The 26,695-nt window shown below is 62.6% G+C and carries 17 protein-coding genes and 1 tRNA gene; 6 read left to right on the top strand and 12 right to left on the bottom strand.

From position 1 onward, the window contains the following. Nucleotides 1-93: 93 nt before the first annotated feature. Nucleotides 94-1,209 (bottom strand): acyltransferase family protein, encoded by a 1,116-nt coding sequence (locus PQR42_RS17805; RefSeq protein ID WP_408203682.1) that lies wholly within the window; start codon nucleotides 1,207-1,209, stop codon nucleotides 94-96. A 328-nt stretch (nucleotides 1,210-1,537) separates the two neighbouring features. Between PQR42_RS17805 and PQR42_RS17800 the strand changes: the two genes are divergently transcribed. Further along, entirely contained in the window at nucleotides 1,538-3,646 is a 2,109-nt protein-coding gene (locus tag PQR42_RS17800; RefSeq protein WP_408387214.1) for a M3 family metallopeptidase, read from the top strand. Between the two features lie 102 nt (nucleotides 3,647-3,748). On the opposite strand, the gene PQR42_RS17795 is transcribed toward PQR42_RS17800, so the two are convergent. Continuing rightward, nucleotides 3,749-5,041, bottom strand: a complete 1,293-nt coding sequence (locus tag PQR42_RS17795) for an amidohydrolase family protein (RefSeq protein WP_408387215.1) — start codon at nucleotides 5,039-5,041, stop codon at nucleotides 3,749-3,751. 201 nt (nucleotides 5,042-5,242) lie between these two features. Between PQR42_RS17795 and PQR42_RS17790 the strand changes: the two genes are divergently transcribed. Both PQR42_RS17790 and PQR42_RS17785 read left to right on the top strand, forming a co-directional pair. Continuing rightward, a complete protein-coding gene (locus PQR42_RS17790; RefSeq protein WP_408387216.1) occupies nucleotides 5,243-5,941 on the top strand; it encodes an aspartate/glutamate racemase family protein in 699 nt (232 codons plus the stop codon). Nucleotides 5,942-7,233: 1,292 nt separating this feature from the next. Beyond that, on the top strand, nucleotides 7,234-10,167 hold the full coding sequence (locus PQR42_RS17785) for an enterotoxin A family protein (protein ID WP_408387218.1): 2,934 nt from the start codon (nucleotides 7,234-7,236) through the stop codon (nucleotides 10,165-10,167). 406 nt (nucleotides 10,168-10,573) lie between these two features. On the opposite strand, the gene PQR42_RS17780 is transcribed toward PQR42_RS17785, so the two are convergent. Further along, nucleotides 10,574-10,650, bottom strand: a tRNA-Met gene (locus PQR42_RS17780). Nucleotides 10,651-10,729: 79 nt separating this feature from the next. After that, nucleotides 10,730-11,017 carry a hypothetical protein gene (locus PQR42_RS17775; RefSeq protein ID WP_106279408.1) on the bottom strand — a complete coding sequence of 96 codons (288 nt, stop codon included), beginning with the start codon at nucleotides 11,015-11,017 and terminating at the stop codon, nucleotides 10,730-10,732. Between the two features lie 170 nt (nucleotides 11,018-11,187). Here PQR42_RS17775 and xth point away from each other — a divergent pair, with 170 nt between their 5' ends. Then, complete coding sequence (xth, locus tag PQR42_RS17770; RefSeq protein ID WP_408387219.1) at nucleotides 11,188-11,964, top strand: exodeoxyribonuclease III; 777 nt, start codon at nucleotides 11,188-11,190, stop codon at nucleotides 11,962-11,964. A gap of 15 nt (nucleotides 11,965-11,979) precedes the next feature. On the opposite strand, the gene PQR42_RS17765 is transcribed toward xth, so the two are convergent. From PQR42_RS17765 to glnA, 4 genes are all read right to left on the bottom strand, one after another. Then, nucleotides 11,980-14,076 carry a prolyl oligopeptidase family serine peptidase gene (locus tag PQR42_RS17765; RefSeq protein ID WP_408387220.1) on the bottom strand — a complete coding sequence of 699 codons (2,097 nt, stop codon included), beginning with the start codon at nucleotides 14,074-14,076 and terminating at the stop codon, nucleotides 11,980-11,982. Between the two features lie 113 nt (nucleotides 14,077-14,189). After that, nucleotides 14,190-15,707, bottom strand: a complete 1,518-nt coding sequence (gene ntrC, locus PQR42_RS17760; protein WP_408203668.1) for a nitrogen regulation protein NR(I) — start codon at nucleotides 15,705-15,707, stop codon at nucleotides 14,190-14,192. A 113-nt stretch (nucleotides 15,708-15,820) separates the two neighbouring features. Continuing rightward, on the bottom strand, nucleotides 15,821-16,963 hold the full coding sequence (gene glnL / locus PQR42_RS17755) for a nitrogen regulation protein NR(II) (protein WP_342960366.1): 1,143 nt from the start codon (nucleotides 16,961-16,963) through the stop codon (nucleotides 15,821-15,823). A 187-nt stretch (nucleotides 16,964-17,150) separates the two neighbouring features. After that, on the bottom strand, nucleotides 17,151-18,566 hold the full coding sequence (gene glnA / locus PQR42_RS17750) for a type I glutamate--ammonia ligase (protein ID WP_408203665.1): 1,416 nt from the start codon (nucleotides 18,564-18,566) through the stop codon (nucleotides 17,151-17,153). 440 nt (nucleotides 18,567-19,006) lie between these two features. On the opposite strand from glnA, the gene PQR42_RS17745 reads away from it, so the two are divergent. Beyond that, nucleotides 19,007-19,471: a rhodanese-like domain-containing protein gene (locus tag PQR42_RS17745; RefSeq protein WP_012433603.1), complete on the top strand. Its 465-nt coding sequence runs from the start codon at nucleotides 19,007-19,009 to the stop codon at nucleotides 19,469-19,471. A 292-nt stretch (nucleotides 19,472-19,763) separates the two neighbouring features. Here the strand turns inward: PQR42_RS17745 and PQR42_RS17740 are convergent, their stop codons facing one another. From PQR42_RS17740 to PQR42_RS17725, 4 genes are all read right to left on the bottom strand, one after another. Next, complete coding sequence (locus PQR42_RS17740) at nucleotides 19,764-20,600, bottom strand: competence/damage-inducible protein A (protein WP_408387221.1); 837 nt, start codon at nucleotides 20,598-20,600, stop codon at nucleotides 19,764-19,766. A 19-nt stretch (nucleotides 20,601-20,619) separates the two neighbouring features. After that, complete coding sequence (locus PQR42_RS17735) at nucleotides 20,620-21,453, bottom strand: EI24 domain-containing protein (protein ID WP_408203661.1); 834 nt, start codon at nucleotides 21,451-21,453, stop codon at nucleotides 20,620-20,622. Between the two features lie 147 nt (nucleotides 21,454-21,600). Further along, entirely contained in the window at nucleotides 21,601-22,599 is a 999-nt protein-coding gene (locus PQR42_RS17730; RefSeq protein WP_408203659.1) for a sterol desaturase family protein, read from the bottom strand. 59 nt (nucleotides 22,600-22,658) lie between these two features. Then, nucleotides 22,659-23,678 (bottom strand): YVTN family beta-propeller repeat protein, encoded by a 1,020-nt coding sequence (locus PQR42_RS17725; protein ID WP_408203657.1) that lies wholly within the window; start codon nucleotides 23,676-23,678, stop codon nucleotides 22,659-22,661. A gap of 596 nt (nucleotides 23,679-24,274) precedes the next feature. On the opposite strand from PQR42_RS17725, the gene PQR42_RS17720 reads away from it, so the two are divergent. Beyond that, nucleotides 24,275-26,623 (top strand): YadA family autotransporter adhesin, encoded by a 2,349-nt coding sequence (locus tag PQR42_RS17720; RefSeq protein WP_408387222.1) that lies wholly within the window; start codon nucleotides 24,275-24,277, stop codon nucleotides 26,621-26,623. The last annotated feature ends 72 nt before the right edge of the window (nucleotides 26,624-26,695 follow it).

The raw sequence follows: 26,695 nt of genomic DNA, 5'->3' as shown, positions 1-26,695 counted from the left end.
CTTTCACCGGCTTCGGGATCTTGCGGCCTTGGCGTCTTGCCAAGGTATCCATATCCATCGGCGCCGAACGCGCGTCTCATACATCAGCGCATCTCAGCGCACGGCTTGATCGCCAGCCGGCATACCCGCGGCTAGCGGCGTCGACGGACGCGCCAAGCGCCCGCGGCACCACTTCAGCACCGGCCGCTCCACGAAGTGCCACGACAGCGCCGCGCACAACAGAATAAACGGCGCGGCGATCAACACCGCCGCCACATGGCTCAACTGCGGCGCGATGTTCGCGACGCATTGCTGCACCATGAAACCGTACAGGTAGATGCCATACGAGTAATCATGACGCGGCACGAAGCGCCGCAAGAGCGGCGTCGTCCCGACCCACAGCACGCCGTACACGAAGGCCAGATAGAACAGCGGCTGCGCGCCGGCCGTGTCGCGGAACACCAGAAACACCATCGTGAACGCCAGCGCCGTCAAACCGTTGATGTCGATCCTTTCACGCCAGCCATACAACAGCATGCCCAGCATGAAAAACGGCTCCGGCCAGAACGAATAGCCGTCGGGTGTTTCGCTGAAATCGCGCAAGCCGATCTGCCAATGCGCGTGATCCACGTGCAGCATGAACGTGGCGCAGCCGAGCGCGGCCGCAAGCATCACGCCGCGCGAGCTGGACAGCAAACCCACCATGCCGGTCACGAGCACGAGCAGATAGCAGCGCACTTCGACCGGCAGCGTCCAGAGCGGTCCACAGATGTCGACGGGATAGCGGTTGTGCTCGAACACGCCGGGCAGCGCCCAGCCGGCCGACCGCACGATAGTCGAGAAGTTGTCGAGGTTGGCCCACGTCATGCCGGAGGCGAAATACTCGCGCAGCGTCAGCGTCGTGAAGAGCGGACCGACGATGAAGACCGTCACCAGCGACCCGGCCGCCACCGCCGGCCACAGGCGCGCGATGCGCAACACGGCGAAGCGCGGCACGGAGCGCTGCCGGCCGAAGCTGGCGGTCACCAGCATGCCGCTCAGCAGGAAGAAGGCGTAGACGCCCAGCGCGCCGAAACCGTCGAAACCCAGCGCGTTCTGGACCCAATCCGTGCTGCCGTCCGGAGCCTGAAGCACATACGAATGGCCATACACGACGGCAATGGCGGCCAGCAGTCGCACGAGATCAAAATTGTTGCCCTTGTGCGAGAGAGCGTCCGAAAGCGGATTCATTGATACCTCTTTTGCAAAAAACGCCGCTGACCGATAGCGACGCTCCACCTTGCCGCATGGCAGCAACCGGGACCGTGCGCTTTCGCACAAAGCGCAGCGGCGCAATATTGCCGCGCGCGTGCCGCCCGGCCCGTCCGGCACGCGCACAGGGCCGCGACATCTGATAATTTGTCTGCCGACGGATTGGAATCGGCGCGCCCTGCCCCAATAATGTCTGTATCGGCCGTTATGGGGCGTCGTCTTTACGCGCGCTCCGAAGAAAGTCCCCTTTGGGGGACGCCCGTCGATGCACCGATTACCCGTTCACCCGCGTCAGACAGGAAGCCTCATGTCCACTACCGCCTCGAATCACGACAATCCGCTCCTCGATTTCTCCGACCTGCCGCGCTTTGGCGAAATCCGCCCCGAACACGTCACGCCTGCCCTCGATGTGCTGCTCGCCGATGCGGCCGCCGCCGTCGAACGCGCCGCCCAGCCGATCACGCCCGCTTCATGGGCCGACGTGGTCGAGCCGGTCGAGCGCGCCACCGAACCGTTGTCGCGCGCCTGGAGCGTGGTCGGCCATCTGAACGCCGTCGCCGACACCCCCGAGCTGCGCGCGGTGTATGGCGAAAATCTGCCGCGCGTCACCGAATTCTGGTCGAGCGTCGGGCAAAATCTTGCGCTGTACGAGAAATACAAGGCGTTGAACGCGAGCAGCGATTTCGCCTCGCTCACCGGCGAGCGCAAGAAGATCCTCGGCAATGCGCTGCGCGATTTCCGCCTGTCCGGCGCGGAATTGCCGGAAGACCAGAAGCCGCATTTCGCCGAATTGCAGGAACGCCAGGCGGCGCTCTCGAAAGCGTTTTCCGACCACGTGCTCGATGCGACCAACGCCTACGCGTATATCGTCGAAGCTGGCGATGAAGCGCAACTGGCCGGCCTGCCCGAAGATGTCGTCGAAGCCGCGAAGGAAGCGGCCGAACGCGAAGGCAAAACCGGCTACAAGTTCACGCTGCACTTCCCGTCGTATTTCCCGGTGATGCAGTACTCGGAAAATCGTCCGATGCGCGAAGCGATGTATCGCGCGTATGTCACGCGCGCGTCGGAGCTCGGCGCGCAATACGGCAACGGCAAGCCCGAGTGGGACAACACCGCCGTGCTCGCCGACCAGTTGAAACTGCGCGCCGAAGAAGCACACATGCTCGGCTTCAACAATTTCGCCGAAGTCTCGCTCGCGCCGAAAATGGCCGAGTCGCCCGCCCAGGTCATGAGCTTTCTCGAAGACCTCGCCACGCGTGCGCGTCCGCATGCCGAGCAGGACTGGAAGGAGTTGCGCGAGTTCGCCGCGAACGAACTCGGCATGACTGAGCTGCAACCGTGGGACATGACGTTCGCCGCGGAGCGTCTGCGTCAGAAGCGCTATTCGTTCTCCGAGAACGAGGTCAAACAGTACTTCCCGGAAGACGCCGTGTTCAAGGGGCTGTTCAAGGTCACTGAAACACTGTTCGGCGTGCGTATCCGTCGCGACGACGCGGCCGTGTGGCATCCGGACGTGCGCTTTTTCCGCGTCGAGAATCAGGACGGCGGCCTCGTCGCGCAGTTCTACCTCGATCTGTATGCGCGCGAAGGCAAACGCGGCGGTGCCTGGATGGACGACGCGCGCGGCCGTCACAAGCACACGCACGGCAGCGTGCAAACGCCGGTCGCGTATCTGACCTGCAACTTCTCGGCGCCGGTCGGCGGCAAGCCCGCCTGCTTCACGCACGACGAAGTCATCACACTGTTCCACGAGTTCGGCCACGGTCTGCATCACATGCTCACGCGCGTCGATGAGCTGGGCGTGTCGGGCATCAACGGCGTCGAGTGGGACGCGGTCGAGCTGCCGTCGCAATTCATGGAGAACTTCTGCTGGGAGTGGGACGTGTTGAGCGACATGACCTCGCACGTCGAAACGGCCAAACCGTTGCCGCGCGATCTGTTCGACAAGATGCTCGCCGCGAAGAACTTCCAGAGCGGTCTCGGCACGCTGCGCCAGATCGTGTTCTCGATGTTCGACATGCAACTGCATACCGGCTTCGACGCTTCGGGCACGAAGAACGCCACCGAACTCGCGAGCGAAATCAACGAGCGCTTCCATGTCGTGCCGCAGGCGCCGTTCTCGCGTTGGCCGAATACGTTCAGCCATATTTTCGCGGGTGGTTATGCGGCGGGCTACTACAGCTACAAGTGGGCTGAAGTGCTTTCCGCCGATGCCTACGCGGCATTCGAAGAAGCGGCGCAAGCGGCGAGCGGCAGCGTGCTCGATCAGGCGACCGGCATGCGCTATCGCAAGGAGATTCTGGAAGTGGGCGGCAGCCGTCCGGCGATGGAATCGTTCAAGGCGTTCCGCGGCCGCGAGCCGAATATCGACGCCTTGCTGCGCCACAACGGCATGTCGCCGGGCGCGGCGCATTGAGCGGTTGATGCAAGCGTCGGCGCTTTGCTTGGCGCCGATAAAAACCGGTGACCTGCGTGAGCAGGCACCGGTTTTTTTTGTTTGGCGCAAGCCGCGCTATAGTCAGCCCCGATGCAGCTTGAAGTCCACCTCCGACGGCCGACCTTCGAGCGACAGCACCGCGCGCGCAGCCGGCGCGCGGCTCACCACCTTGCCGCGGCTCACCACGGCGAGGCGCGCGGCGCGCAAGCGGATCGCATCCACCGGGTCGCGCGCGTCGAGCAGCACCAGATTGGCCGCGCAGCCCGGCGCGATGCCGTAGCCCTCCAGACCGAGAATGCGCGCGGCGTTCACCGTCACCGCGTCGAAACAGGCGCGCATGCCCTCGACGCCCGTCATCTGCGCCACATGCAAGCCCATGTGCGCGACTTCGAGCATGTCACCCGAGCCGAGGCTGTACCACGGATCCATCACGCAATCGTGGCCGAACGCGACGTTGATGCCCGCTGCCATCATTTCCGGTACGCGCGTCATGCCGCGGCGTTTCGGATACGTGTCGCTACGGCCTTGCAGCGTGATGTTGATCAACGGATTCGCGATCGCCGCGACGCCCGACTCGCGCATCAGCGGCAGGAGCTTGCTGACGTAATAGTTGTCCATGGAGTGCATGGACGTCAGATGCGAGCCGGTGACACGCCCGTGCAAACCGAGCCGGTGCGTTTCGGCCGCGAGCGTCTCGATGTGCCGCGACATCGGATCGTCCGATTCATCGCAATGCATGTCGACGCGCAAGCCCTGCTCCGCCGCGTACTCGCACAAGAGGCGCACGGACTGCGCGCCGTCGGCCATGGTGCGCTCGAAATGCGGAATGCCGCCGACCACGTCCACGCCCATCGCGATCGAGCGTTTGAGGTTCTCGAACGCGCCCGGGCTGCGCAATACGCCGTCTTGCGGAAAGGCCACCAGTTGCAGATCGAGATACGGCGCGACCCGGCGTTTCACTTCGACCAGCGCCTCGACCGCGAGCAGGCGCGGATCGCATACATCCACGTGGCTGCGGATGGCCAGCAGCCCGCGCGCGACGGCCCAATCGCAATACTGCAACGCGCGCTCGATCAGTGCCTCCTGCGTCAGGTCCGGCTTCAGTTCGCCCCATAACGCAATGCCCTCGAGCAGCGTGCCCGACGCGTTCACGCGCGGTAACCCGTACGAGAGCGTCGCGTCCATATGGAAATGCGGATCGACGAACGGCGGCGTGACGAGTGAACCCGCGGCATCGATTTCTTCGCGCGCGTTGGCGGCCAGATTCGGCTCCACGGCGACGATGCGGCCCGCTTCGATGCCGATGTCGACCAGCTCTTTGTGTTGCGGCGCGGCGCCCGGCGGCAGCATCGCGCGGCGGATGATCAGATCCATCTATCGCTCCCTTTGACCCCGTCCTGATTGATTACGATTCTATCGGCGTCAGAAAGCGCGTGGCGGCGTTTTTATCTCGTGCCTGTAGCCGGCCGTACCGGCGGGCGGCGGGCGATCCGTATCGGCTGTGCGTCGCCGGCCGCCTATACTCGCCAGACAGACGGTTGATGGCGCGCCGTCACCCACTCACGGAGCAAGCAAATGAAAACGATCGGCGTGATCGGCGGGATGAGCTGGGAATCGTCCACCGAGTATTACAAGCTGCTCAACCGCCACGCCAAGGCGCGTCTGGGCGGCCACCACAATGCCCGCAGCCTGATGCTCACCGTCGACTTCGCGCCGATCGAAGCGAACCAGCGCGCGGGCGACTGGAACGCACTCGGCCAACAGATGGCCGACGCCGCGCGCCAACTCGAACGAGGTGGCGCCGATCTGGTGATGCTGGCGACCAATACGATGCATCGCGTGTATGAATCGATCGAGGCGGCGATCGACGTGCCCTTCCTGCATATCGCCGACCCGACCGGCAACGCGCTGCGCGCGGCTGGCATCGAACGGGTGGGCTTGCTCGGCACGCGCTATACGATGGAGCAAACTTTCTACACGGGCCGTCTGCGCGAGCGGTACGGCCTCGAAACACTCATTCCCGACGAAGCTGAACGCGCGGACGTGCACCGCATCATTTACGACGAGCTGTGCCACGGCAAAGTGAACGACGTTTCGCGCGCGGTGTATCAGCGTGTCATCGAAGCGCTGGCCGCGCGTGGCGCGCAGGCGGTGATTCTCGGCTGCACCGAAATCACCTTGCTGATCAAGCCGGAAGATTCCATGTTGCCCGTGTTCGACACGACCGCCTTGCATGCGCAAGCGGCGGTGGAATGGGCTATCGATTCGGAGTGAAGGTGGCTGCACGCGTGTGCTTCAATGCATGTGCGCGCGGACGCCGGCAGATCGGCATACGGGACGCACCGCCGTCCCGCGCCTAGCCAATACCTTGATTTCCATTGCTTGCTCCTGAGTCAGCATCGGCGGCAAAAGCCGCCATCGCCTCCCAAGTGGTTCAGCTTTACTTCGGCGTCCGCACCCCCACGAGGTCATTTTTGCATCGGCGCCGACATTTTGCGCGAGAAACTCTGACTCGCGCGACGCACCGACGAGGATGACGTCGCTCTCGCGGACCGTTGTTCCGTCTATCGCATGGAAGAGGCGTTGACCGGCTGCTCCGTGAAACAGCCGGCTTGAACCCGTATCCGCGTCTGACGACAGGCAGAAACGGCCTAACAGTCGATGCTCCCCATGGCCACGCGTAACGACTTCGACACGCCATGCCCCGCTACCACCTGGGTGTCGACCGTCATGCCTACGATCACCCGCAGGGATCCCCGGATTCCACCAGACATTCCTTCATCTCATTTCCTGGAGCATCGAACATGCGCGTCTCCGGCGTAGACCAAAGCTACAGCACCAGCGGCAGCAACGACCCCTCGACCGATGAGCCGAACGCCGGCAGCTCCGCGTCCAGTTCAGGCACCGCTCAGGACTGCGCCAGGCAATGGAGCATGCGGGCCGCCAGTCCAAATGCTGCCGGCGGCAACGCGTCAGCGCGCTCCCCGGGCAACGCAGGCGACCACCTGCAGCAATCCGCCAGAGATGCGGGCGGAACTCACGCGGCGCTACCGAACAGTCGAACCGACATCGCTCCTCGAACCCACAACTCGACGAAACACCGCGCGAGTCTCCACGCTGGCCAGCATACGTCTACCGCTCGCTACGTAAGCACGTTGTTCACCGGGGACACTCCGACAGCAGGGGGAGCCAGCGCGACAAACGATTACCACGTCGGCCCGGACACGCCCGTCGCCCTTGAACACACTGAAGAGTCCGACAACGGCGGCCCGCGGGTGAAACGCGGCCCAGTTCTCAGTAAATGCACTACGGATCGTGGTGGCAATGCATTGAGGCAAGACGCCATCGATTCAGAATACTTCAGTCAGGTCGACTATCGTGAGAGCCGCGGGCAAGCGAGTGGCGGCCTATGTGGAGGAATGGTTCGGGAAGCCATGCGGCGGATCGATCGTGCCCTTAGCGATCAGCCGACGACAACCGGATCTCCGGGTCGGCCCGCATTGCCGCTAATGGCAGCCGTGCACAATATGCGCGTGGACACCGGTTCCTCTACCACGCGCCGAGAAATGTTCAGTCGCATCCAGACCTTCCAGACCGGTAGGACTACCCTTGGCTTCAGCCGCTATGCGCTGCGCGTTTCGCACGGATACGGTGGAAACGCGCCGCGCAGTATGCGCATCCTTTTGTTCGCCCGCGAATTGCACCAACGGCTGGAGAACCCCGGCGACTTCGCGCATGTCGAATTGAGCCTGGAGTCGCCAGCGGGTCGAAGGGACTACGGGCACGCCATTCTCGTACAAAGGGGAGGCAACGGTCACTATGCGATCTTCGATCCCAACAATGGCGCCTTCGAGTATGAAGACTGGGCCAATACAGAACGTGCGCTAAGAGCGTACATGGACTCTGCGTTCACAAGCCGCTCCTCTTCCGGAACCGCGAACGGGTATCAAGTCAACCCGTTCAAAATTCAGGTGTACTCGGCGACATCGCAGGTGAATAGAACGCAGCCTACAGTTCCCGTACCGCCGCAAGGACCGGGCGGTTATGGGCCGCCAGCGCCAAACTGTGACGATAAAATCTATCAGGAGCGTTCGGCGTCCTCAAACGGAATATCGCTCGACAGGCTCTTTCCCGGTGGCGCGGAGCAATCCGGCCTCCGCAGTCCGGGCGAGAGCCTGGCAACCTATGTGCTACGGGAAGTCGTCTCTCCGAGAGCGTCAACGCTCACAGGTGCCACGGACAACTTACGCAGCTTGCCGAGAAATCCAGCGCTACGCCAGCGGGTCGTCTCCGATTCGAACAACCTTCACGAGCTTTATCAGTCGGCCTCTACCTTCGATCTGGCGAATCACGTCCGACACCGCGGCAGGCTCGGTATCAGGACTGCGGACGATCTTGTCGGCGATCTGAGCACACAATTTAGCAGACCGTACATCGGCGACAGCGCAACGGTCGGTTTGCACAACGACTTCGCGGTCGTCGATCTGGCGTTGGCCCCCCAGGCCCCGGGATCGTCCGGACGAGAACCTGGTCGTCCGATCATCGTGCAGCGGCTCAATGTCAATACTGACTTCGAGCACGATCAATACGAGCTTTATGATCCCAATTCCGGTGCCTATACGTACGATAGTTTCCACGATCTATCGGCCGCTATACGCGGCATCTACAACACCGGCTATAGTGCCGACGGCGGAATCGACCATGCCACGACCACGTGGTTCGCCAGTGAAAGCGCAAACGAGGGAGCCGCAGGGACACAAGCGTTGTCACCCGTACGAAACTCCACCCTTGACGACGCGGACCGCGCTGGGGGGCTGCCGCCGACTGGTCCGCTCGTTCCACCACGCGCGGACCTGCCAGCCGCACCGGCCGACAACCATTCTCCGCTTCAAAATTATCTGCTGCACTTCGAGCTCAAACGTTCAACGGATTCGCAATCGACCACCGATCCATGGGTACTGTTTCGACCATCGACGGAAACGCCTGACGAAGTAAAAAAAAGAGGTGGGTTCAGTGCCGGACAGACACCGCTGCGGGACGTCAATCTGCAAACTCACAATTCGGACGTCGCGTCCCACGAAGGGGAGACAGACAGTGCCGGCTATCTCGGAACATTCGAAACGCCATCGGCCGCCGTCGACCGCCAGCAGCATCAGTCCCGTGACGGCTATATTTACGTTGTCGCGCCGTCCCCCAACATGGTGGATGTAAATGGCAGCCTTGGCCCACGCACCGTCGCGGCAGACAACCACGAATTTGCCGCCATGGGGCACATCGATAACACCCAGATAATCGGCTGGTGGCGAACGCAGGACCTGCAGAAAGACCAGCAAGACAGGAAGATATCGCGGTTCACGCGCAACCCGGACTTTCGCTGGGACGTGTACAACTACACGCGGACCGCGGGAGCGCAGCCTCAGCTGGCCCGCTTCCCGATGGACAGCCCCGCCTGGGGGTGGGACGCCTACAAGCCGTTCACGTCACAGGTTATGGAAAACGGACAGCAGATCGGTATCGGTCCCAAGCAAGACCCCAACCTGACGCAGGCCAACTTCTATGTCAATGCACGATTGAAAGTGCATCAGGCAGCGGCGCGGCAAGCAGCCCATAAAGACTATCACGGGCCGATGACTCTGACGGCTTACGGCGGAGAAGGACGGCCGTACATACTTTATGCCGACGCAAAGAACAACCTCTATGTCTACTCGGCGTCCTATGCGTCCAGCACGCCCAGAAACACGAGGCAATTCACAATGGGTGACGACGGTCGTTTCCACTTTGCGAACGACTACAGCAAGGTCTTGCGTGTCGGTCACGACGGTTATCTCTACGTAGGTGCGATCCCCACAGATCCAAACAGCCTGAACGGCGTTTTTCGCTCCGACGGCATCAATCCCTTCCATCTCGTTCATGTTGAGGACCTCAAATACCTGACTGTAGGCAAATCTGTGGCTACGCCGTTTGTCACTAACTACGACGCAGGAAACAGGTCAAGCTGGCAACTGACAGACTCGAGCGGCAGTGCGGTCACACCGCCCGTCTCAAACAAAAACTCCCACTGGAGTAGCACGGCCGGCACCCGCGAACAGTTGTACAAGTTCGATCGGGATCCGGATTCCATGTTGCCACGGGGCACGACGCAATTTGTCACGGACCCGCCGGGTGAATTTTTCCACGGTAACTTCATGGACTATATGAAGCAGGTGGAACGAACCGGCGGAGTCAAGACGGTGATTGATTGGCTGACCTCGCATAATGCCGCCTGGATCTTCCGGGACGGCTTCTACGCAGTCCCAACCGGCCCGGGCTGGCTCCAAGTGCGAACGCTTGGTGGTAAGCCTGTCTGGCAGGCGACGGTCGATTTGAGCAACGGTAGGGGTCTTTATCAAAACATGAGTCAGATTTCGGGCGACTTCCCGATCAGCGACGATGTCTGGAAAGATCTTCAGTTCCGGGAGAGCGAACGCCGTGATCTCGAACGCAAGTTGTCAAGGCCGTAACAAAACCCCAGCCACACCTGCGGCATTGCATGGCGCGCATTGCGAAGCGCGGTTGATCAAATATGGCGCGGGGCAGGCCGCAGGGCGGCAATAACGCGGAGATCTATAGACAATGCGAGCGGCACTCTACGCGCGCTTCTCGACTGACAAGCAGAAGAAAGCTGAATGTGCCCTCGCCACGCAACTCGACCAGGGCGATTGCATGAAGCTCACAAGTCGAGCAGGGCAAAAACGCAGGAACTGAAAGAGGCACTAACCGGCGACGCGACCAACGAGGCAAGACAAATCACTGCGACGCTAATGGGACCGATCGGAATAGAACAAAGGGACGACGCCTACTTCGCGTCTTTTGACGACATCTCCGCGCAGCTGCTCGTCTGTGCTGCCGGAAATGTGTCTCTAGGTATGGTTGCGGGGGTAGGATTTGAACCTACGACCTTCGGGTTATGAGCCCGACGAGCTGCCAGACTGCTCCACCCCGCGTCAGAGAAAACGGATTGTATAGAGATGTTCGCAAGACGTCAAACAATCGCGCGAATTTATTTCACACGCGTAAAACGACTCACAAATCCTGGACCGTCGCGCCTTCCACCTTGCCGTCGATGATATCCGCGCCGTACTGGCTCGCGCTGCGTTTGGCCACGCCGAAATCGGAGAACGTGAGCGGCAGCACGAGACGAAATACGCGGCTCGCCTTCGAGCCACTGATCGCTCCTGGCCGGCAGACGCGCACCGCGACGTCGTAGCCTTCGGAGTGACGCTTGTGACCGTCGAACTTGTCGAACGCCCGCGAAAACACCAGCGGATGCACTTCGAAGTCCTTATAAAGAGCTGGGTAAAGTTCGGCCATGGTGCCTCCCCGATGCGCAAAAATGCGAGTGTGAGTGGTCCCACTATACGCCGCGGCATGAGCGGCTCGCGCTTTTATTTTCGATGCCGCGACGGGGCCAATTTCACTGCCTCCTCGTCCGCGCGATAAGATGCGGAACTATCGGAATCACGCAAGAAAAAGAGAATGTCATGAAAATCGCCACCTGGAACGTCAACTCCCTCAAAGTCCGCCAGCAGCATGTGATCGACTGGCTCGAAACCAGCGGCACCGATGTGCTGTGCCTTCAGGAACTGAAGCTGCCGGACGAGAAATTCCCGCGCGCCGAACTCGAAGAGAAAGGCTACCGCAGCTGGTTCGCCGGGCAGAAGACTTATAACGGCGTCGGCATTCTGGTGCGCGGCGGTCTGACGGTCGACGAAGGCAGCATCGTGCGGAATATTCCGGGTTTTGAAGATCCGCAGCAACGCGTGATTGCCGCGACCATCGAAGGCGTGCGCATCATCTCCGCGTATTTCCCCAACGGCCAGGCGCCGGGCACCGACAAGTTCGCGTACAAACTGCGCTGGCTTGCTGCACTGCACGACTGGATCGCGAGCGAGATGGCGTCGCATCCGAAGCTCGCACTGCTCGGCGACTACAACATCGCGCCGGAAGATCGCGATGTGCACGACCCGAAAGCGTGGGAAGGCCAGAACCTGGTGTCGCCCGAAGAACGCGCGGAGTTCGTGCGGCTGATCGAGCTCGGTCTCCTCGACGCATTCCGCCAGTTCGAGCAGCCGGAGAAGATCTATTCGTGGTGGGACTACCGGATGATGGCGTTCCGCCGCAACGCGGGGCTGCGCATCGATCACATTCTGCTGTCGAAGGCGCTGGCTGACCTGTGCTCGTCGTGCGACGTCGACAAGGTGCCGCGCAAATGGGATCAGCCGTCGGACCACGCGCCGGTCGTCGCGCAACTCGGCTGATCTTTCCTCACAACGTCAGACCTGCGTCGACCGGTTCAACGTACGCCACAGGAACTCGAATACCATCGCATCATGCTCGGCCTGCTCCAGTTCATCGGAGCCGCCGTGCCCGCCTTCCCTGTTCTCCCGATACCAGACGTGGTCAGCGCCCAGCGCCTGCATGCGCGCGGCCATCTTGCGCGCGTGGCCGGGATGCACACGGTCGTCGGCCGTCGATGTGGTGAACAGCACAGGTGGATACGCAACGTCTGCCGACACGCGGTGATACGGCGAGTAAGCGGCCAGCATGTCCGCGTCATCGGGTTCGTCGGGATCGCCGTATTCGTCGATCCATGACGCGCCCGCGTGCAGCAGGTGATAGCGGCTCATGTCGAGCAAGGGCACCTCGCACACCACGGCGCCGAACAGCTCGGGGCGCTGCACCATGCACGCCGCCACCAGCAAGCCGCCGTTGCTGCCACCCTGAATGCCGAGTTGCGCGGCGTTCGTCACGCCCGTGTCGATGAGCGCCTCGGCCACCGCGATGAAATCGTCGAACGCGCGCTGGCGATGCTCGCCTTGCGCCGCCGTATGCCAGCGCGTGCCGAACTCGCCGCCGCCGCGAATATGCGCGACCACGTACACGCCGCCGCGCGCCAGCCAGCCGATGCCCTGCCCGGTGAGATAGCTCGGCAGCAACGGAATCGCAAAGCCGCCGTAGCCGTTGAGCAGGCATGGACGCGCGTGTTGTTGCACGGCGCGCGGGCCGATCACCGTGTACGGCACGCGCGTGCCGTCCGCGGAAACTGCGTGACCGCGCGTGACGGCGAACTGCGTCGCGTCGAATTGGGTCGGCCAGCGGTCGAGCAATTCCCATTCGCTCAGATCGTCGCGCGCGAGATCGGCGAGCCAGTACGCAGGCGGTTGCAGATAATCGTCGGTATCGACGAACACTTCGTCGTCGAGCGTCGGCTCGACGGGCGAGACGTCGGCTTGGGCGTCGTCGCGCGTTGGAAAGACACGTTGCTGCCAATGCCACGCCTGGTCGTCGCCTTGCGACGGCGTCAACAGCAAGGTCTTGTTCTGCACATCTTCCAGGTACGACACGATCAGGTGGTTGCGCGTGTGCGTCCACTCGCAGGCCGAGGTTTGCGGCGTCGGCGTGAATAGCGGCAGCACGTCGCGCTCGCCGCGCAGGAACGCATCTTCGCGGATCGCCAGCAACGCGCCGCCCGGATAGTGCACGCCATGGCAGTCCCAATCGAGCCGCGGTTCGAGCAGCAGCCAGTCTTGCCAGCCGCTCACCGCGACGTGCGATGGCACCTCGTAGCGGCGCCATGCGTCGACGGCACCATCGGCACCATCGAGGTAATACGTCTGCGAATCGAAAAAATCGACGCTGCTCACCACCGTGTGCCGCTGCTCGACCGGATCGTAGTGCCCTTCCACGCCGATGTCGCCGAACGCTCCCTTGAACACCACCGGCGCGTCGGCGAGCGCGGTGCCGCGCGCCCAGCGCCGCACTTCGCGCGGATAACCGGAGCGCGTCAACGTCTTGCGGCCGTTATCCCAGCCGACGTAAAGCGTGTCCCGATCGATCCATGTTGCCGTGTGCTTGCCGGCCTTCGCGATCACGAAACCGTCGTCGACAAAACGTTGCGCGTCGATATCGAACTCGCGCACCACGAGCGCGTCCGAGCCACCTGGCGACAGCGTGATCAGCGCGCGGTCGCCATCAGGATAGAGAATGTCTAGCTTCAGGCACACCCAGGGCGTACCTTCGGCGGCACCGAGCGCGTCGAAGTCGAGCAGGTTCTGCCACTCCGGTTTGCCGCCACGCCACGCCGCCCACGTGGTACGCCGCCAGATGCCCTTGGGATTGCGCTCGTCCTGCCACAGGTCATAAGCCCACTCCTTCCAGCGATCGGGAATCACCGGACGCTCGCGCGGCAGATAGGCGTCGGCGAGACGTTGCCTGAGCGACTCGAATTCCTCGCTGTTGCACCACGCGGCGCGCGTGCGCGCGTTCTGCTGTTCGACCCACGCGAGCGCGTCAGGGTCGTCGAGCGCTTCGAGCGACAGGAAGGGATCGGGGGAAAGCGGCCAGGAGAAAGGAGCGGGAGAAGCAGGCATCGTCAGCTGTCGAATGAAAACAGCGTTGATTATGCCCTGTGCGAGCCCGTGACTCGTTTTACAAGCGAATGACCGGAGCGGCGCGCGCGCCGCTCCTCTCTACAACGCGACACTCAGGGCTCGAGATTGAGTTCCTGAATCTTGCGCGTAATCGTATTGCGGCCGATGCCGAGACGCTCCGCCGCTTCGACCTTGCGTCCGCGCGTGAAATCGAGCGCTTCGCGAATCACGGCTGCTTCGAAACGGCGCGCGAGTTCGTCCATGACGTCCGCCGCATTCTCGCGCAGCATGCGTGCGACTTCGGTGCGCAAGCCGCCTTCCCAGGCGCTGACCGTGGTCGCGACCGGCATGCCGCCCGCCGCCGCCGGATGCGTTGCAGCACTCGTGCCGTTGACCGGCACGCCGCCTGCGAGGCCCGCGTCGCCGGTTCCGATCGCACCGCCGCCACCGCCGGCGAGATCGGTCACGCCGGCTTGCGCGGGTCCGAGATCAGGCGGCAGGTCCTTGATCTCGATGGTCTGCGCCGGCGCCATCACCGTGAGCCAGTTGGCGAGGTTCTCCAATTGACGCACATTGCCCGGAAACGGCAGTGACGCGAGATAAGCCAGCGCTTCTTCGGACACGCGCTTCGGCTCGACGCCGAGATCGCGAGCGCTCTTTTGCAGGAAGTGACGCGTGAGCAGCGGAATATCCTCACTGCGCTCGCGCAAAGCCGGCAAGCGCAAGCGGATCACGTTAAGGCGGTGATACAAGTCCTCACGGAACAGCCCTTGCCGCACGCGCGATTCGAGATTCTGATGCGTCGCCGCGATCACACGCACATTGGCGCGCAACGGATTGTGCCCGCCGACGCGATAGAACTGCCCATCCGACAGCACCCGCAACAGACGCGTCTGCAAATCGAACGGCATATCGCCGATTTCGTCGAGAAACAGCGTGCCGTTCTCGGCCTGTTCGAAGCGGCCCTGGCGCATGGCCTGCGCGCCGGTGAAAGCGCCGCGCTCGTGGCCGAACAATTCGGATTCCAACAGATCCTTCGGAATCGCCGCGGTGTTCAGCGCGATGAAGGGACCGTTCGCGCGTGGGCTATGTCGGTGCAACGCACGCGCGACCAGTTCCTTCCCGGTGCCTGATTCGCCGGTAATGAGCACGGTTGCCGCGGAATGGGACAAGCGGCCGATCGCGCGGAACATGTCCTGCATCGCCGGCGCCTGGCCGAGCATTTCCGGTGCTTCGGTGACGCGTTCGTCCCACGTCTGTTCGCCGCGCATGCTTTCGTCCACGGCACGGCGAATCAGTTCGACGGCCTTGTCGACGTCGAACGGCTTGGCGAGGTATTCGAACGCGCCACCCTGGAATGCGGCGACCGCGCTATCCAGATCCGAGAACGCCGTCATGATGATGACGGGCAAGCCCGGCACCTTGTCACGTACGGTTTGCAGCAATTCGAGGCCGGAGCCGCCGGGCATCCTGATGTCGGACACCAGCACCTGTGGGCTGTCGTGGTCGAGCGCGGCCGACGCCTCGCGCACGTTCGCGAAGCTGCGGGTCGCGAAGTTTTCTCGGGCCAGTGCTTTTTCGAGCACCCAGCGAATCGATTGATCGTCGTCTACTATCCAGATCGGCTTCATATGGGTCGGTCAGAAGTCTCAAGAGTGCCCCCAAACCTGTCGCTTCGCGCCAGGCCCCCCGAGGGGGAGTGAGAAAACTTGGGGCGACCCTGCGTTTTCTCACGAGGCATGTGTTAGCAGTCGAGCGGCAGCAGAATCTGAAACTCGGTGTGGCCCGGGCGGCTATCCACTTCGATCAAACCGTCGTGCTGTTGCACGAAGGTCTGCGCGAGCGTCAGTCCGAGACCGCTGCCGTCCTCGCGCCCCGACACGAGCGGATAGAAAATGCGGTCACGGATTTCTTCGGGAATGCCTGGGCCGTTGTCAGTGATATGCAAGTCCAGTGCCAGCTTACATAAGCGTTTCGACACCGTAATCTTGCGCGCAATGCGAGTGCGCAATTCGATCCGCGCGTCGCCTTGCGAAATACGTTCGCGCAACGCTTCAGCCGCGTTGCGCACAATGTTCAGGAGCGCCTGAATCAACTGCTCCTTGTCGCCGCGCAAGTCCGGCACGCTCACGTCGTAATCGCGCTCGATGGTGAGGCCGCGCGGAAACTCCGCGAGAATCACCTGGCGCACGCGCTCGCACACCTCGTGGATATTCACGTCACCGACGATATGCGGATGACGGTGCGGCTCCAGCAGACGGTCGACCAGCGTTTGCAGCCGGTCCGATTCCTTGATGATGACTTGCGTGTACTCGCGCAACTCATCGCGCTGACGCTCGCCGAGTTCGAACTCGAGCAGTTGCGCCGCGCCGCGAATCCCGCCGAGCGGATTCTTGATCTCGTGCGCGAGATTGCGGATCAGTTGCTTGTTGACCGCCGTGAGGTCGTTGATGCGCTCCTCGCGATCGGTACGTAAATGCCGCTCGTTCTCGAACAGTTCGAGCAGCACGTAGTCTTGCGCGCCTTCCAGGAAACCGACGATCGCATGCACATGCAGCGGCTCGTGGCCCGGACGTTCGAGCACGGCGTCCAGATGGGTCGCGTGAAAACGGTGGGCGGCGATCGCGGAAATGGTCGCGACCAGTTCGTCGGCATTCGAAAAGATGTCCGGCCACGCCATCTGCGTCAGTTGCCGGCGCGAGAGGTCCAGCATCGACTCCGCCGACGGGTTCGCAAACGCGACGCGCAGCGTGCGCTTTTCGAGCACCAGCACGACCGTCGGCAACGCCTCGAAGCCCGGCAGCAAACCGGAGCTGACGAGTTGAGCGTCGTCCGAGAGCGCCTGCTCGTGCCCTTTCCTTGCCTTGATCAGATTCTTAAGAACCATCTTGCAGTCTGGCCGATAGGAGATGGTGATAAATCAGGTAGTCCGCTTGCTGTCTTGCTTAATACCCACACGCCGCAAACGTTATGCACGGCCAACGAAAAAGGGACGGCGCCGCCGTCCCTTCGTGACCGATCGCGAGCGTCGGGCATAGCACTTCGCCGTGTGAAGGGCGAAGCGCCATTGCCGCTTACAGCGAGTAGTACATTTCGAATTCGATCGGGTGCACCGACTGACGATAGCGTTGCAGCTCGCCCGTCTTCAGTTCGATGTACGCGTCGAGCATCGAATCCGTGAACACGCCACCGCGCGTCAGGAATTCGCGGTCCGCGTCCAGCGCGTCCAGAGCCTGGTCGAGGCCGGCGCACACGGTCGGGATCTTTGCATCCTCTTCCGGCGGCAGGTCGTACAGGTTCTTGTCAGCAGCTTCGCCCGGGTGAATCTTGTTCTGCACGCCGTCCAGACCCGCCATCATCAGCGCGGAGAAGCACAGGTACGGATTCGCCATCGGATCCGGGAAGCGCGTTTCGATACGGCGGCCCTTCGGGTTCGACACGTGCGGAATGCGGATCGACGCCGAACGGTTGCGTGCCGAGTAGGCCAGCTTGACCGGTGCTTCGAAGTGCGGCACGAGACGCTTGTACGAGTTCGTCGACGGGTTCGTGATCGCGTTCAGCGCGCGAGCATGCTTGATGATGCCGCCGATGTAGAACAGCGCGAATTCCGACAGACCTGCGTAACCGTTGCCTGCGAACAGGTTCGTGCCGTCTTTCCAGATCGACTGGTGAACGTGCATGCCCGAACCGTTATCGCCGACCACCGGCTTCGGCATGAACGTTGCCGTCTTGCCGTAAGTGTGCGCGACGTTGTGGATGATGTACTTCATTTGCTGCAGCCAGTCGGCGCGTTGCACCAGCGTCGAGAACTTGGTGCCGATTTCGTTCTGGCCTTGGCCCGCGACTTCGTGGTGGTGCACTTCGACCGGAATGCCGATCTGTTCGAGCAACAGACACATTTCCGAACGGATGTCCTGGAACGTGTCGACCGGCGCGACCGGGAAATAGCCGCCCTTCGTGCCCGGACGGTGGCCGGTGTTGCCGCCTTCGAATTCCTTCGCCGACGACCACGGTGCTTCTTCCGAACCGATCTTGATGAAGCAGCCCGATTGATCCGTGTTCCACTGGACCGAATCAAAAATGAAGAATTCCGGTTCCGGACCGAAGAATGCCGTGTCGCCGAGGCCCGTGCTCTTCAGGTAGGCTTCAGCGCGCTTTGCCAGCGAACGCGGGTCGCGCTCGTAGCCCTTGCCGTCCGCCGGTTCGACGACGTCGCAGGTCAGCACGAGGGTGGATTCTTCGTAGAACGGGTCGATGAAAGCCGTGTTCGCATCCGGGACCAGCAACATGTCCGAGGCTTCGATGCCCTTCCAGCCGGCAATCGAAGAACCGTCAAACGCATGGCCGCTTTCGAACTTGTCTTCATCGAATGCCGACACCGGCACCGAAACGTGTTGCTCTTTGCCGCGCGTGTCGGTGAAACGGAAGTCGACAAACTTGACGTCTTCGTCTTTGACGAGTTGAATGACGTCGGCCACGGATTTACTCATAACCTATCTCCTGATTAACGAATTCGGCGGATTCAGCCGCCGCCCAATCTAGCTGACCCGTCCCGGCGCGTCCACCCTCAATCGTTGAGGAGGAACATAAAAGTCTGCCTGGACAAATCGATCGGCACCAATAAAGCAGCTTCTGTGCCATGTATGCGCCAACCCGGCGCAAAACCACACTGCGCGCGCGTTTGCGGGGAATGGGCGCACCGAACGGCATGCAGCCCCGAAATCTTCTGCTCCAACATCGCACCAAATTCGTGCATTCGCCAGATTGGCAACGGCCGACATCTTTATTGTGGTGCATTCCACGAAATTTGCACCATGTTTGCGCATTCATGCGAGCGTCGCGCACGCCCGTTTGCCGTCGCTCGCGCCACGCATGCACGCGTCACGCCGCGCGCTAGAATGGTCATTTGGTCCGAAGGAGATTTGCGCTCATGAGCACGCTCGAACAGTTGTACGCCAGCGCGGACAAGCGCCGCACCGAGAATCAGTTGCCGTACGCGGGCGCGATATCGCCCGCCGAAGCGTTCGAACTGCTGCAACTCGATCCGCGCACGCGTCTCGTTGATGTGCGCACCCGCGCCGAACTCGATTGGGTCGGCCGGCCGGTGATCGGCGATGGACAATACGCGCACGTGGAATGGACGCGCTATCCGGGCGCGGTGCCGAATCAGGAATTTCTCGCGCAATTGAAGCAGGTCGCCACGCCCGACACGCCCGTGCTGTTCCTGTGCCGCAGCGCCGCGCGCTCGAAGCTCGCCGCGATCGCCGCTACTCAGGCCGGCTTCACCAAGGCGTACGACCTGCTGGAAGGCTTCGAAGGCGACAAGGACGGCCAGGGGCATCGGAAGACGGTTTCGGGCTGGTGCTTTCGCGGGTTGCCGTGGATCGGCGCGTGAGTCAGGCGGTTGCGTGACTGCTGCGTAGCGGCCGTGTGGCGCTTTCAGGCGTTTGCTTGAGCGCTACCCGTTCGCGGCGCCTGTTTGCTGACTGCTCGCTAGCAGTCATGGAGACTTCTCGAGACCGGTTCAACGCCACCTTTTTGTGGCCCGCACGTGAGGACAGGCACATCGTCGGCGCTGAATGTGACAGGCCGATGATCCGCCGATGCCGCGCTCAGAATCGACGACGAGCGCGGTGAAAAAACGGGCGCCGCAGCGCCCGAACCAGCATAAACGTATGCCGCGCGAGTCAGGCGCGCGGCTTCGCCGCCGCAGCCGCCGCCTCGGGTTCGACGATATCGCCGCCCAGCAAGTGCACGCCTTCCCGCAGCTTGACGAATGCCGCCGCCACCGCTTCCGGCTCGCCCTTCACACCCAGGTCGATGTGATGACGCGCGTACACGCCGCCGCGTTCCGCATCGCCCACGCTCGGCAGACTGAAGACCCGCACGCCCGGAAAATCGCGTTCGATTTTTTCCATCAGCGGCGTGAGGCGCGACTCCGGCAACTCGAACACCAGCAGCGACTTCTCCGCGTGCGGCATGGCGTGATGCAGATGCGCATACTGCGTATCCAGCACCCACTCGATCATCGGCCACGCCATCACCGGGAAACCCGGCACGAAGTGATGCTGCCTGATCGAAAAGCCCGGAATCTTGTTGTAGCCGTTCGGAATGATCGACGCGCCCTGCGGATACGTGCCCATATTCAGGCGATGCCGATTCTCCGGCGACTCCAGATCGAGCGGCGTGGCCGCGTTCGCCGGATGCATGTCGCGGATGCGCTCCTGAATCAGCTTCGCGGCCTCCGGATGCAGTTCGAGCGGCACGCCGAGCGCGGCCGCCGCGCATTGGCGCGTGTGGTCGTCCGGCGTGGCGCCGATGCCGCCCGTGGAAAACACGATGTCGCCCGAGGCGAAGGTGCGCCGCAGCGTCGCGGTGATGCGCTCCGGGTCGTCGCCGATGTACTCCGCCCAGCCGAGCGACAGTCCGCGCGCGCCCAGCAATTCGATAACCTTCGGCAGATGCTTGTCGATACGCCTGCCCGACAAAATTTCATCGCCGATGATGATGACGCCAAATGCCATTGCCGCCTCTTTGGTTTAATCAGTAAGGAACCGGCGCCGCGTGCCGCACGCCGCCGTGCTCATCCGCGCGCATGCGCTGCAGCGCGCGCAAACAGTAGTAGCCGAACCACAGCGCCGAGAACACAAGGATGAACGCATAGATCCAGATCGTCACGGCCGTGACCACCGGGAACAGCACGATCAGCCAGACCGACGACGCCCACAACAACGTCGGCAGCGAACCCAGCAAGCCGCTCGCGATGCCGATCAACAGCAGCGGCAAGCGGAAACGCCGCACCAGCGCACGCCGCTCGTCACGCGTGGCATGCAGCGCGAGCGCGTCGTAGCTCATCACACGATACGTCAGCCAGCCCCACAGGAGCGGCGGAATCAGCGCGAAGAACGGCGGCACGAGCCAGAGCGGCAGCGTGACGATCAGCAGCACGAGACATACCAGCGTGGTCCACAACGCCTGGCCGAGACTACCGTACCACGTTCCGCCGCGGCGCATTTCCAGGCTAGGGAATTGACGCGCCGACAGGAAGCGGATGACCGCGGGCATCGACAGCGTGGCGATCAGCAGCAACACCGTGACGACGATCAGCGGAATCGTCATCGCGATCACGATAAACGGCGCGATCGCCGCATGCAGCGCCGAAAAACCGAGCCAGTCGAACAGATGATAAAGCGTGATCGTAAACGACCAGCCTTCGAGCCAGGTGCGGGTCGCACCGATCAGCGTCTGCCAGGAAAACCACAGGATCACGCCCCACCCGACCGTTGCCGCGAGAAACGGCAGGAAGGTCAGCCAGAGCATGCGCGGGTGGAGCGCGCTGGTGAGCGCGCGCCCGAACGAGCGCAACAGATCATTCATGCGAGCCAGTGCCGGTGAAGGAAACGATGGAATGGAGCGAACCGTGCGACGAACCCGCCGGGTAGCCCGGCGCCTGGTCGCAAACGTGAACAGGATAAACCACGTGACGCGCCGCCGGGGAAACCGGCGGCGTGGGAGGAAGCGCGCTCAAACGGCGGCGGCGTCGTTGCTTTCGGTGCGGCGTTTCGGTGAAAGACGTCCGGCGATGCGCACGAAGGCGAGCCAGTGCTGCGCCCAGAAACCGTCGCCGTAACGGCGGCCCTCGAGTTGATCGCGGATGCCGGTCGGCTCCATCTCGCGGCTCCAGGAGACGCTGCGGAACAGCATGTCCCACCATGGAAACAGCACGCCGAAGTTGCAACCGTATTTCAGCCCTTCGTGACCGTAACCAATGGCGTGGTGACGGCGATGGAAGGTCGGGCTGACCAGCAGGCGCTCGCCCAGCCAGCCGAAGTACATGCGAATGTTCGCGTGCTGGACGCTCTGCGCGAGATTCGTGATGGCGACCAGCACGACGAACTGCGACGGCGGCACGCCGATCACCAGCGCGATCACGGCGAAGAACGACGCTTGCAGCACATCGTCGAGCAGATGGTTGCGGTCGTCGGACCACAGCGACATCTGCTGCTGGCTGTGATGCACCGCGTGCAGTTCCCACCACACGCCGATCCGATGTTCCCAGCGGTGATACCAGTAACCGGCGAAATCGAGCACCAGCAGATACATCACGAACGTGACGAGTGGCTGCGTGGTCACGCCCGGCCACAGATTGTCGAACTCGATATTCGAAATATTGTGCAGCCGCAGCCACGCCTGCACGGTGTCGAAGAACGGCTGCAGCGCGAAGAAAAAGAACAGATTGAGAATGCCGAGCTTGGCGATCCACGTATAGATCACGTCGACGCGCACCGCCTTGCGACTCTGCCACTTCTCCACCGGACGCAGCGCTTCGAGCGGGCGCAGAACCGCGTACATGGCCAGCACTTCGACGACGCCCACGATCACCCAATACAGGCTGTCGTAGGTGTCTTCGTCGTAATCCATCAGATCGAAGCGGAACAGCAGGGGCTGCACCACGTCGACGTACAACAACGTCTGCACGGCGGAGACGAAGTTGTCGAGGGAAGAAAAAATCAGATGGAACATGGCGCTGGTCTGGTTACTTCATCCGTGACGGTTCGCGTGGTGCGGCATGGGCCCCTGCATCAAGCGCCGTTCGGCGCCGTGACCGGCGCGCGATTGAAGAAATAGATGCCGTGCGGCGAACGGCCGACAGCAATCGTCTGGATCAGCTTACGCGTTGTCAGGTCGATGATGCCGACGTGCTTCGCGAAGCGGAACGTAACCCACAGATAGCGTTTGTCGGCGGAAAGTTCCATGTCATCCGGTCCCGGCATCAAACCGGTGATGTCGCCGACGTTGGTGAGCGTGTCCTCGTCGATGATGCTGATCGTGCTCGCCACGCGGTTGGACACCGCGACGTGCTTGCCGTCGGCCAGCGAGCGGAAGTTGTGGGCGCCGTTGCCGGTGTGGATCGTCTTGACGATCTTCTGGTTGCGCCAGTCGACCACCGCGACATAATCCGCGCCGGTCATGCCGACCAGCAGGTATTTCTCGCCCGGCGTCATCCACAGCCCGGCCGGCACCTTGCCGACCTTCATCTTCCACTTGACGGTTTGCGTGGCCAGGTCGATCGCGGCGAGTTCGCCCGACACCTGCAGCGTGACGAATACCGTCTTGCTGTCGTTCGTGAACGCCATGTGACTCGGCATGACCGCGAGCGGCAGGCGCGAGGCCAGCGTCATCTGATTCTTCTGGCCGTCGTAGTGATAGATGTCCAGACGGTCCAGACGCAGGCCGGTGGTGACCAGCCATTTGCGGTCAGGCGAAAAACCGATCTGGTACGGATCCTCGATGTTCTCGACCCAGCGCTGCACCTGCCCCGATTTCGGATCCACGAACATCAGATTGTTCGACACCGAATTCGCGACGATCAACGACGAATTGTCCGGCGTGGCCATCAGGTGGTGCGGTTCCTTGCCCGTGGGCACCGTGCCGACGACCTGGCGGGTCGCCTCGTCGATCAGGCTCAGCGTGGCTTCGCCGGAATTGAGCACGATCACGTTGTTGGCGTGGGCCGCCGGAGAAAAAAAGCCTGTGGCGGCGACCAGCGCCGCGCCCGCCGCGACCGTGGCAGTCAAGCCGGGAAGAAAAAATTTACGCATGAAAACTCACTTCGGAGAACAACCATCATTGTAGAACGTTTGCCGGGGCCAGCGGTTGACGCAGGTCGCTGTGCGGAGCGAGAGAAATCAGGGGCAGGATGGATTGTGGCGCTCGGGTGACGACCGGCTCGGCGCGACGGTTGGGCACGTATTTCTGCAGCGCCAGCAATGAAGTTCACGCTCGGCATATTGCGTCTCATTGAGAACATACAGAAACAAGAACCCACTCAAATTAAATAAATCACTGCCAGAACAAATTCCGAATAATCTTTATTTAGTTTAATTTGCATATCAGCCAATCGAGATACGCCCACAAAAAAGGATTTTTCCGCAGTTACTTCAGATTTAACTGATACCCCCTCCCCGCCGTGAAATTGGACAATTCTGCCGCCTCATCGCCCACCCATTAATCCTGTGGATGGACGGGCGTGACGCGGGTTTTTTGCACACGCGAAAAAATAACGCAAAAGCGCTAAATCAACAAGGCAAAGTCTGCCGCCGATTTATTTTTTCGAGATTATCAGGGCGATGAATTGTTATCGACTCACCCGCGCTCACGCTGTCCGTTCACGCACTACCGCGGAGTTTCTAAAACAATGAAAAGCTATAACCCATTGGTTTTGTGTGAAACGACGAAAACCTGGCTGGCGGCGCCGGCGACGGCAAGATCAACGGCAAAGCGCACGACGGCTCGCAAGAAAGCCATCGCCCAGGCGGTACTGGTTCTCGCGGCATTGGCGGGCGGTGCGTCGGCGGCGCATGCCACGATCTTTTTTGCGGCAAACCCGGTCAATCCAGGCCTGGATGCGGATGCCCTCGCTACAGGCGTCGGCTCGATTGCCGAGGGCATTGGGGCACACGCGGGCGGCCTCTATTCAATTGCGCTCGGCATGGAAACAAACGCGGCGGACCTGTACGCCATGGCGCTGGGTAAGCAAGCGAGCGCGCTGAGCGAGGGCGCGATTGCGACGGGCTTTCAGGCGACGGCGTCAGGCAGGTTTTCGATCGCGACAGGCTTGCAATCGATCGCGCAAAACTACAGCTCGATTGCGACCGGTGTGCAAGCGAGGGCACTCGGCAATAGCTCGACTGCGATTGGCGCTAATTCCTATGCGAAGGAGGACAACGCAATGGCCGTTGGCGCACAAGCAAAAGCGTTCGGCACGGATGCCGCCGCGCTCGGCTATCGGGCTGCGGCGGCAGGCTCGGGTTCCTTCGCGGGCGGCAATTCAGCGCTGGCGGCGGCCGACAACGCCACCGCGCTCGGTGGCTCCGCCCAAGCCGCCGCCCTCAACTCCGTCGCCCTCGGTTACGCCGCAGCCGCCACAGCCGATAACAGCGTCGCGCTCGGCGCCCATTCCACGACCCACGCCGATCTGGCCGCCCGAGGCTATGCACCCACCGGGACCAGCGCGACGTCCATCGCCGCCCCGATCGCGAACGGCGAAGCCTCGGTCGGCTCCGCCGGCAACGAGCGTCGCGTGACGAACGTCGCGGCCGGCGCGGCGGCGACCGATGCCGTCAACGTCAGCCAGTTGAGCGCGCTCGACGGCAAGGTCGACGCCATTGCGCAAAGCGGGACCCAGCACTACTTCAAGGCCGACGGCGCCGCCGACGGCACGGACGACGCCATCGCCAGCGGTACGCACGCTGTTGCAACAGGGGCGCTCGCGAGCGCATCGGGCGACAACGCCACGGCCCTCGGCGCCAATTCCGCCGCCGCGGGAACTGGCGCCGCCGCGTTCGGCGCGTATGCCTTTGCAGCGTCGGCCGGCAGCATCGCGATTGGGTACGCCGCCGTAGCCAAAGCTACCGGCTCGATCGCGATTGGCGGTGACGCGGAGGCCTCGGCTGACGGTTCGGTCGCGTTGGGCCAAGGTTCAGTGGCCAAACGCGCCGGCACCGTCTCGGTCGGCTCGACGGGCAAGGAACGCCAGATCACCAACGTCGCGGCCGGCACCGCCGACACCGACGCGGTGAACGTCGCCCAGCTCAAAGCCGTAAGCGACCAGGGCGCCGCCAATGCCGCGAAGCTCGATGCAGCGCTGACGTACGACCAGAACGCCGACGGCAGCGTCGACAGAAACAGCGTCACACTCGGCGGCGACACGGCGAATGGCGGCGCGGTCATCCACAACGTCGCGGCAGGCGTGAACGTGACCGACGCGGTCAACGTCGCTCAACTGAACGCCGCCATCGACGGCGCAGTCAGCAACGCCGTGGTGAATACGGCCAATCCGTTCTTCAGCGCCGAAGGCAACCGCGATACCGAAGGCGCCGTGTCCTCGGGCATCCACTCCGTCGCCGCGGGCGCCAACGCGCAGGCCACCGGCACCAACGCGGTCGCGATCGGCGCGAATTCGCTTGCCAGCGGCGAGAACGCCATGTCACTCGGCGCCAACTCGGTCGCCAGCGGCACCCATGCCACGTCACTCGGCGCCGACTCCGTCGCCAGCGGCGCCAACGCCACCGCGCTCGGCGCAGCAGCAAACGCCGGCGCTGACAACTCCGTCGCGTTGGGCCAAGGCTCGGTCGCGGACAGGGCGAACAGCGTATCGCTCGGTGCAGCAGGCCAGGAACGCCAGATCACCAACGTCGCAGCCGGCGTGCAAGGCACCGATGCCGTCAACGTCAATCAGTTGCAGCAAAGCGTCAGCGGAGCAGTGAGCCAGGCGAACAGCTACACCGACGACCAGATCCGCTCCGCCCGCCGCGACAGCTACGGCGGCACGGCGTCCGCGATGGCAATGGCCGGTTTGCCGCAGGCAATCCTGCCGGGTCACGGCATGGTCGCAATGGCTGGTGGCACGTACGCCGGCCAGTCGGCGTTGGCCATCGGCGTATCGCAGATCTCGGAAACGGGTAAGTGGGTCTACAAGCTGCAAGGCACCACGGATTCGCGCGGCCAGTTCGGCGCGTCGGTCGGCGCCGGCATGCACTTTTAGGCGGATTTAGGCGGAACTGGACAGGCCGGGCCAAGGCGAGCCACGAGCAATGGCCCGGCCTTCGACGTTGTA

Origin of the sequence: Paraburkholderia sediminicola, from assembly GCF_046027355.1 — a bacterium.
GTDB lineage: Bacteria > Pseudomonadota > Gammaproteobacteria > Burkholderiales > Burkholderiaceae > Paraburkholderia > Paraburkholderia sediminicola_B.
The sequence above is the reverse complement of the archived record's forward strand: the minus strand, read 5'-3'. Positions and strand labels throughout refer to the sequence as shown.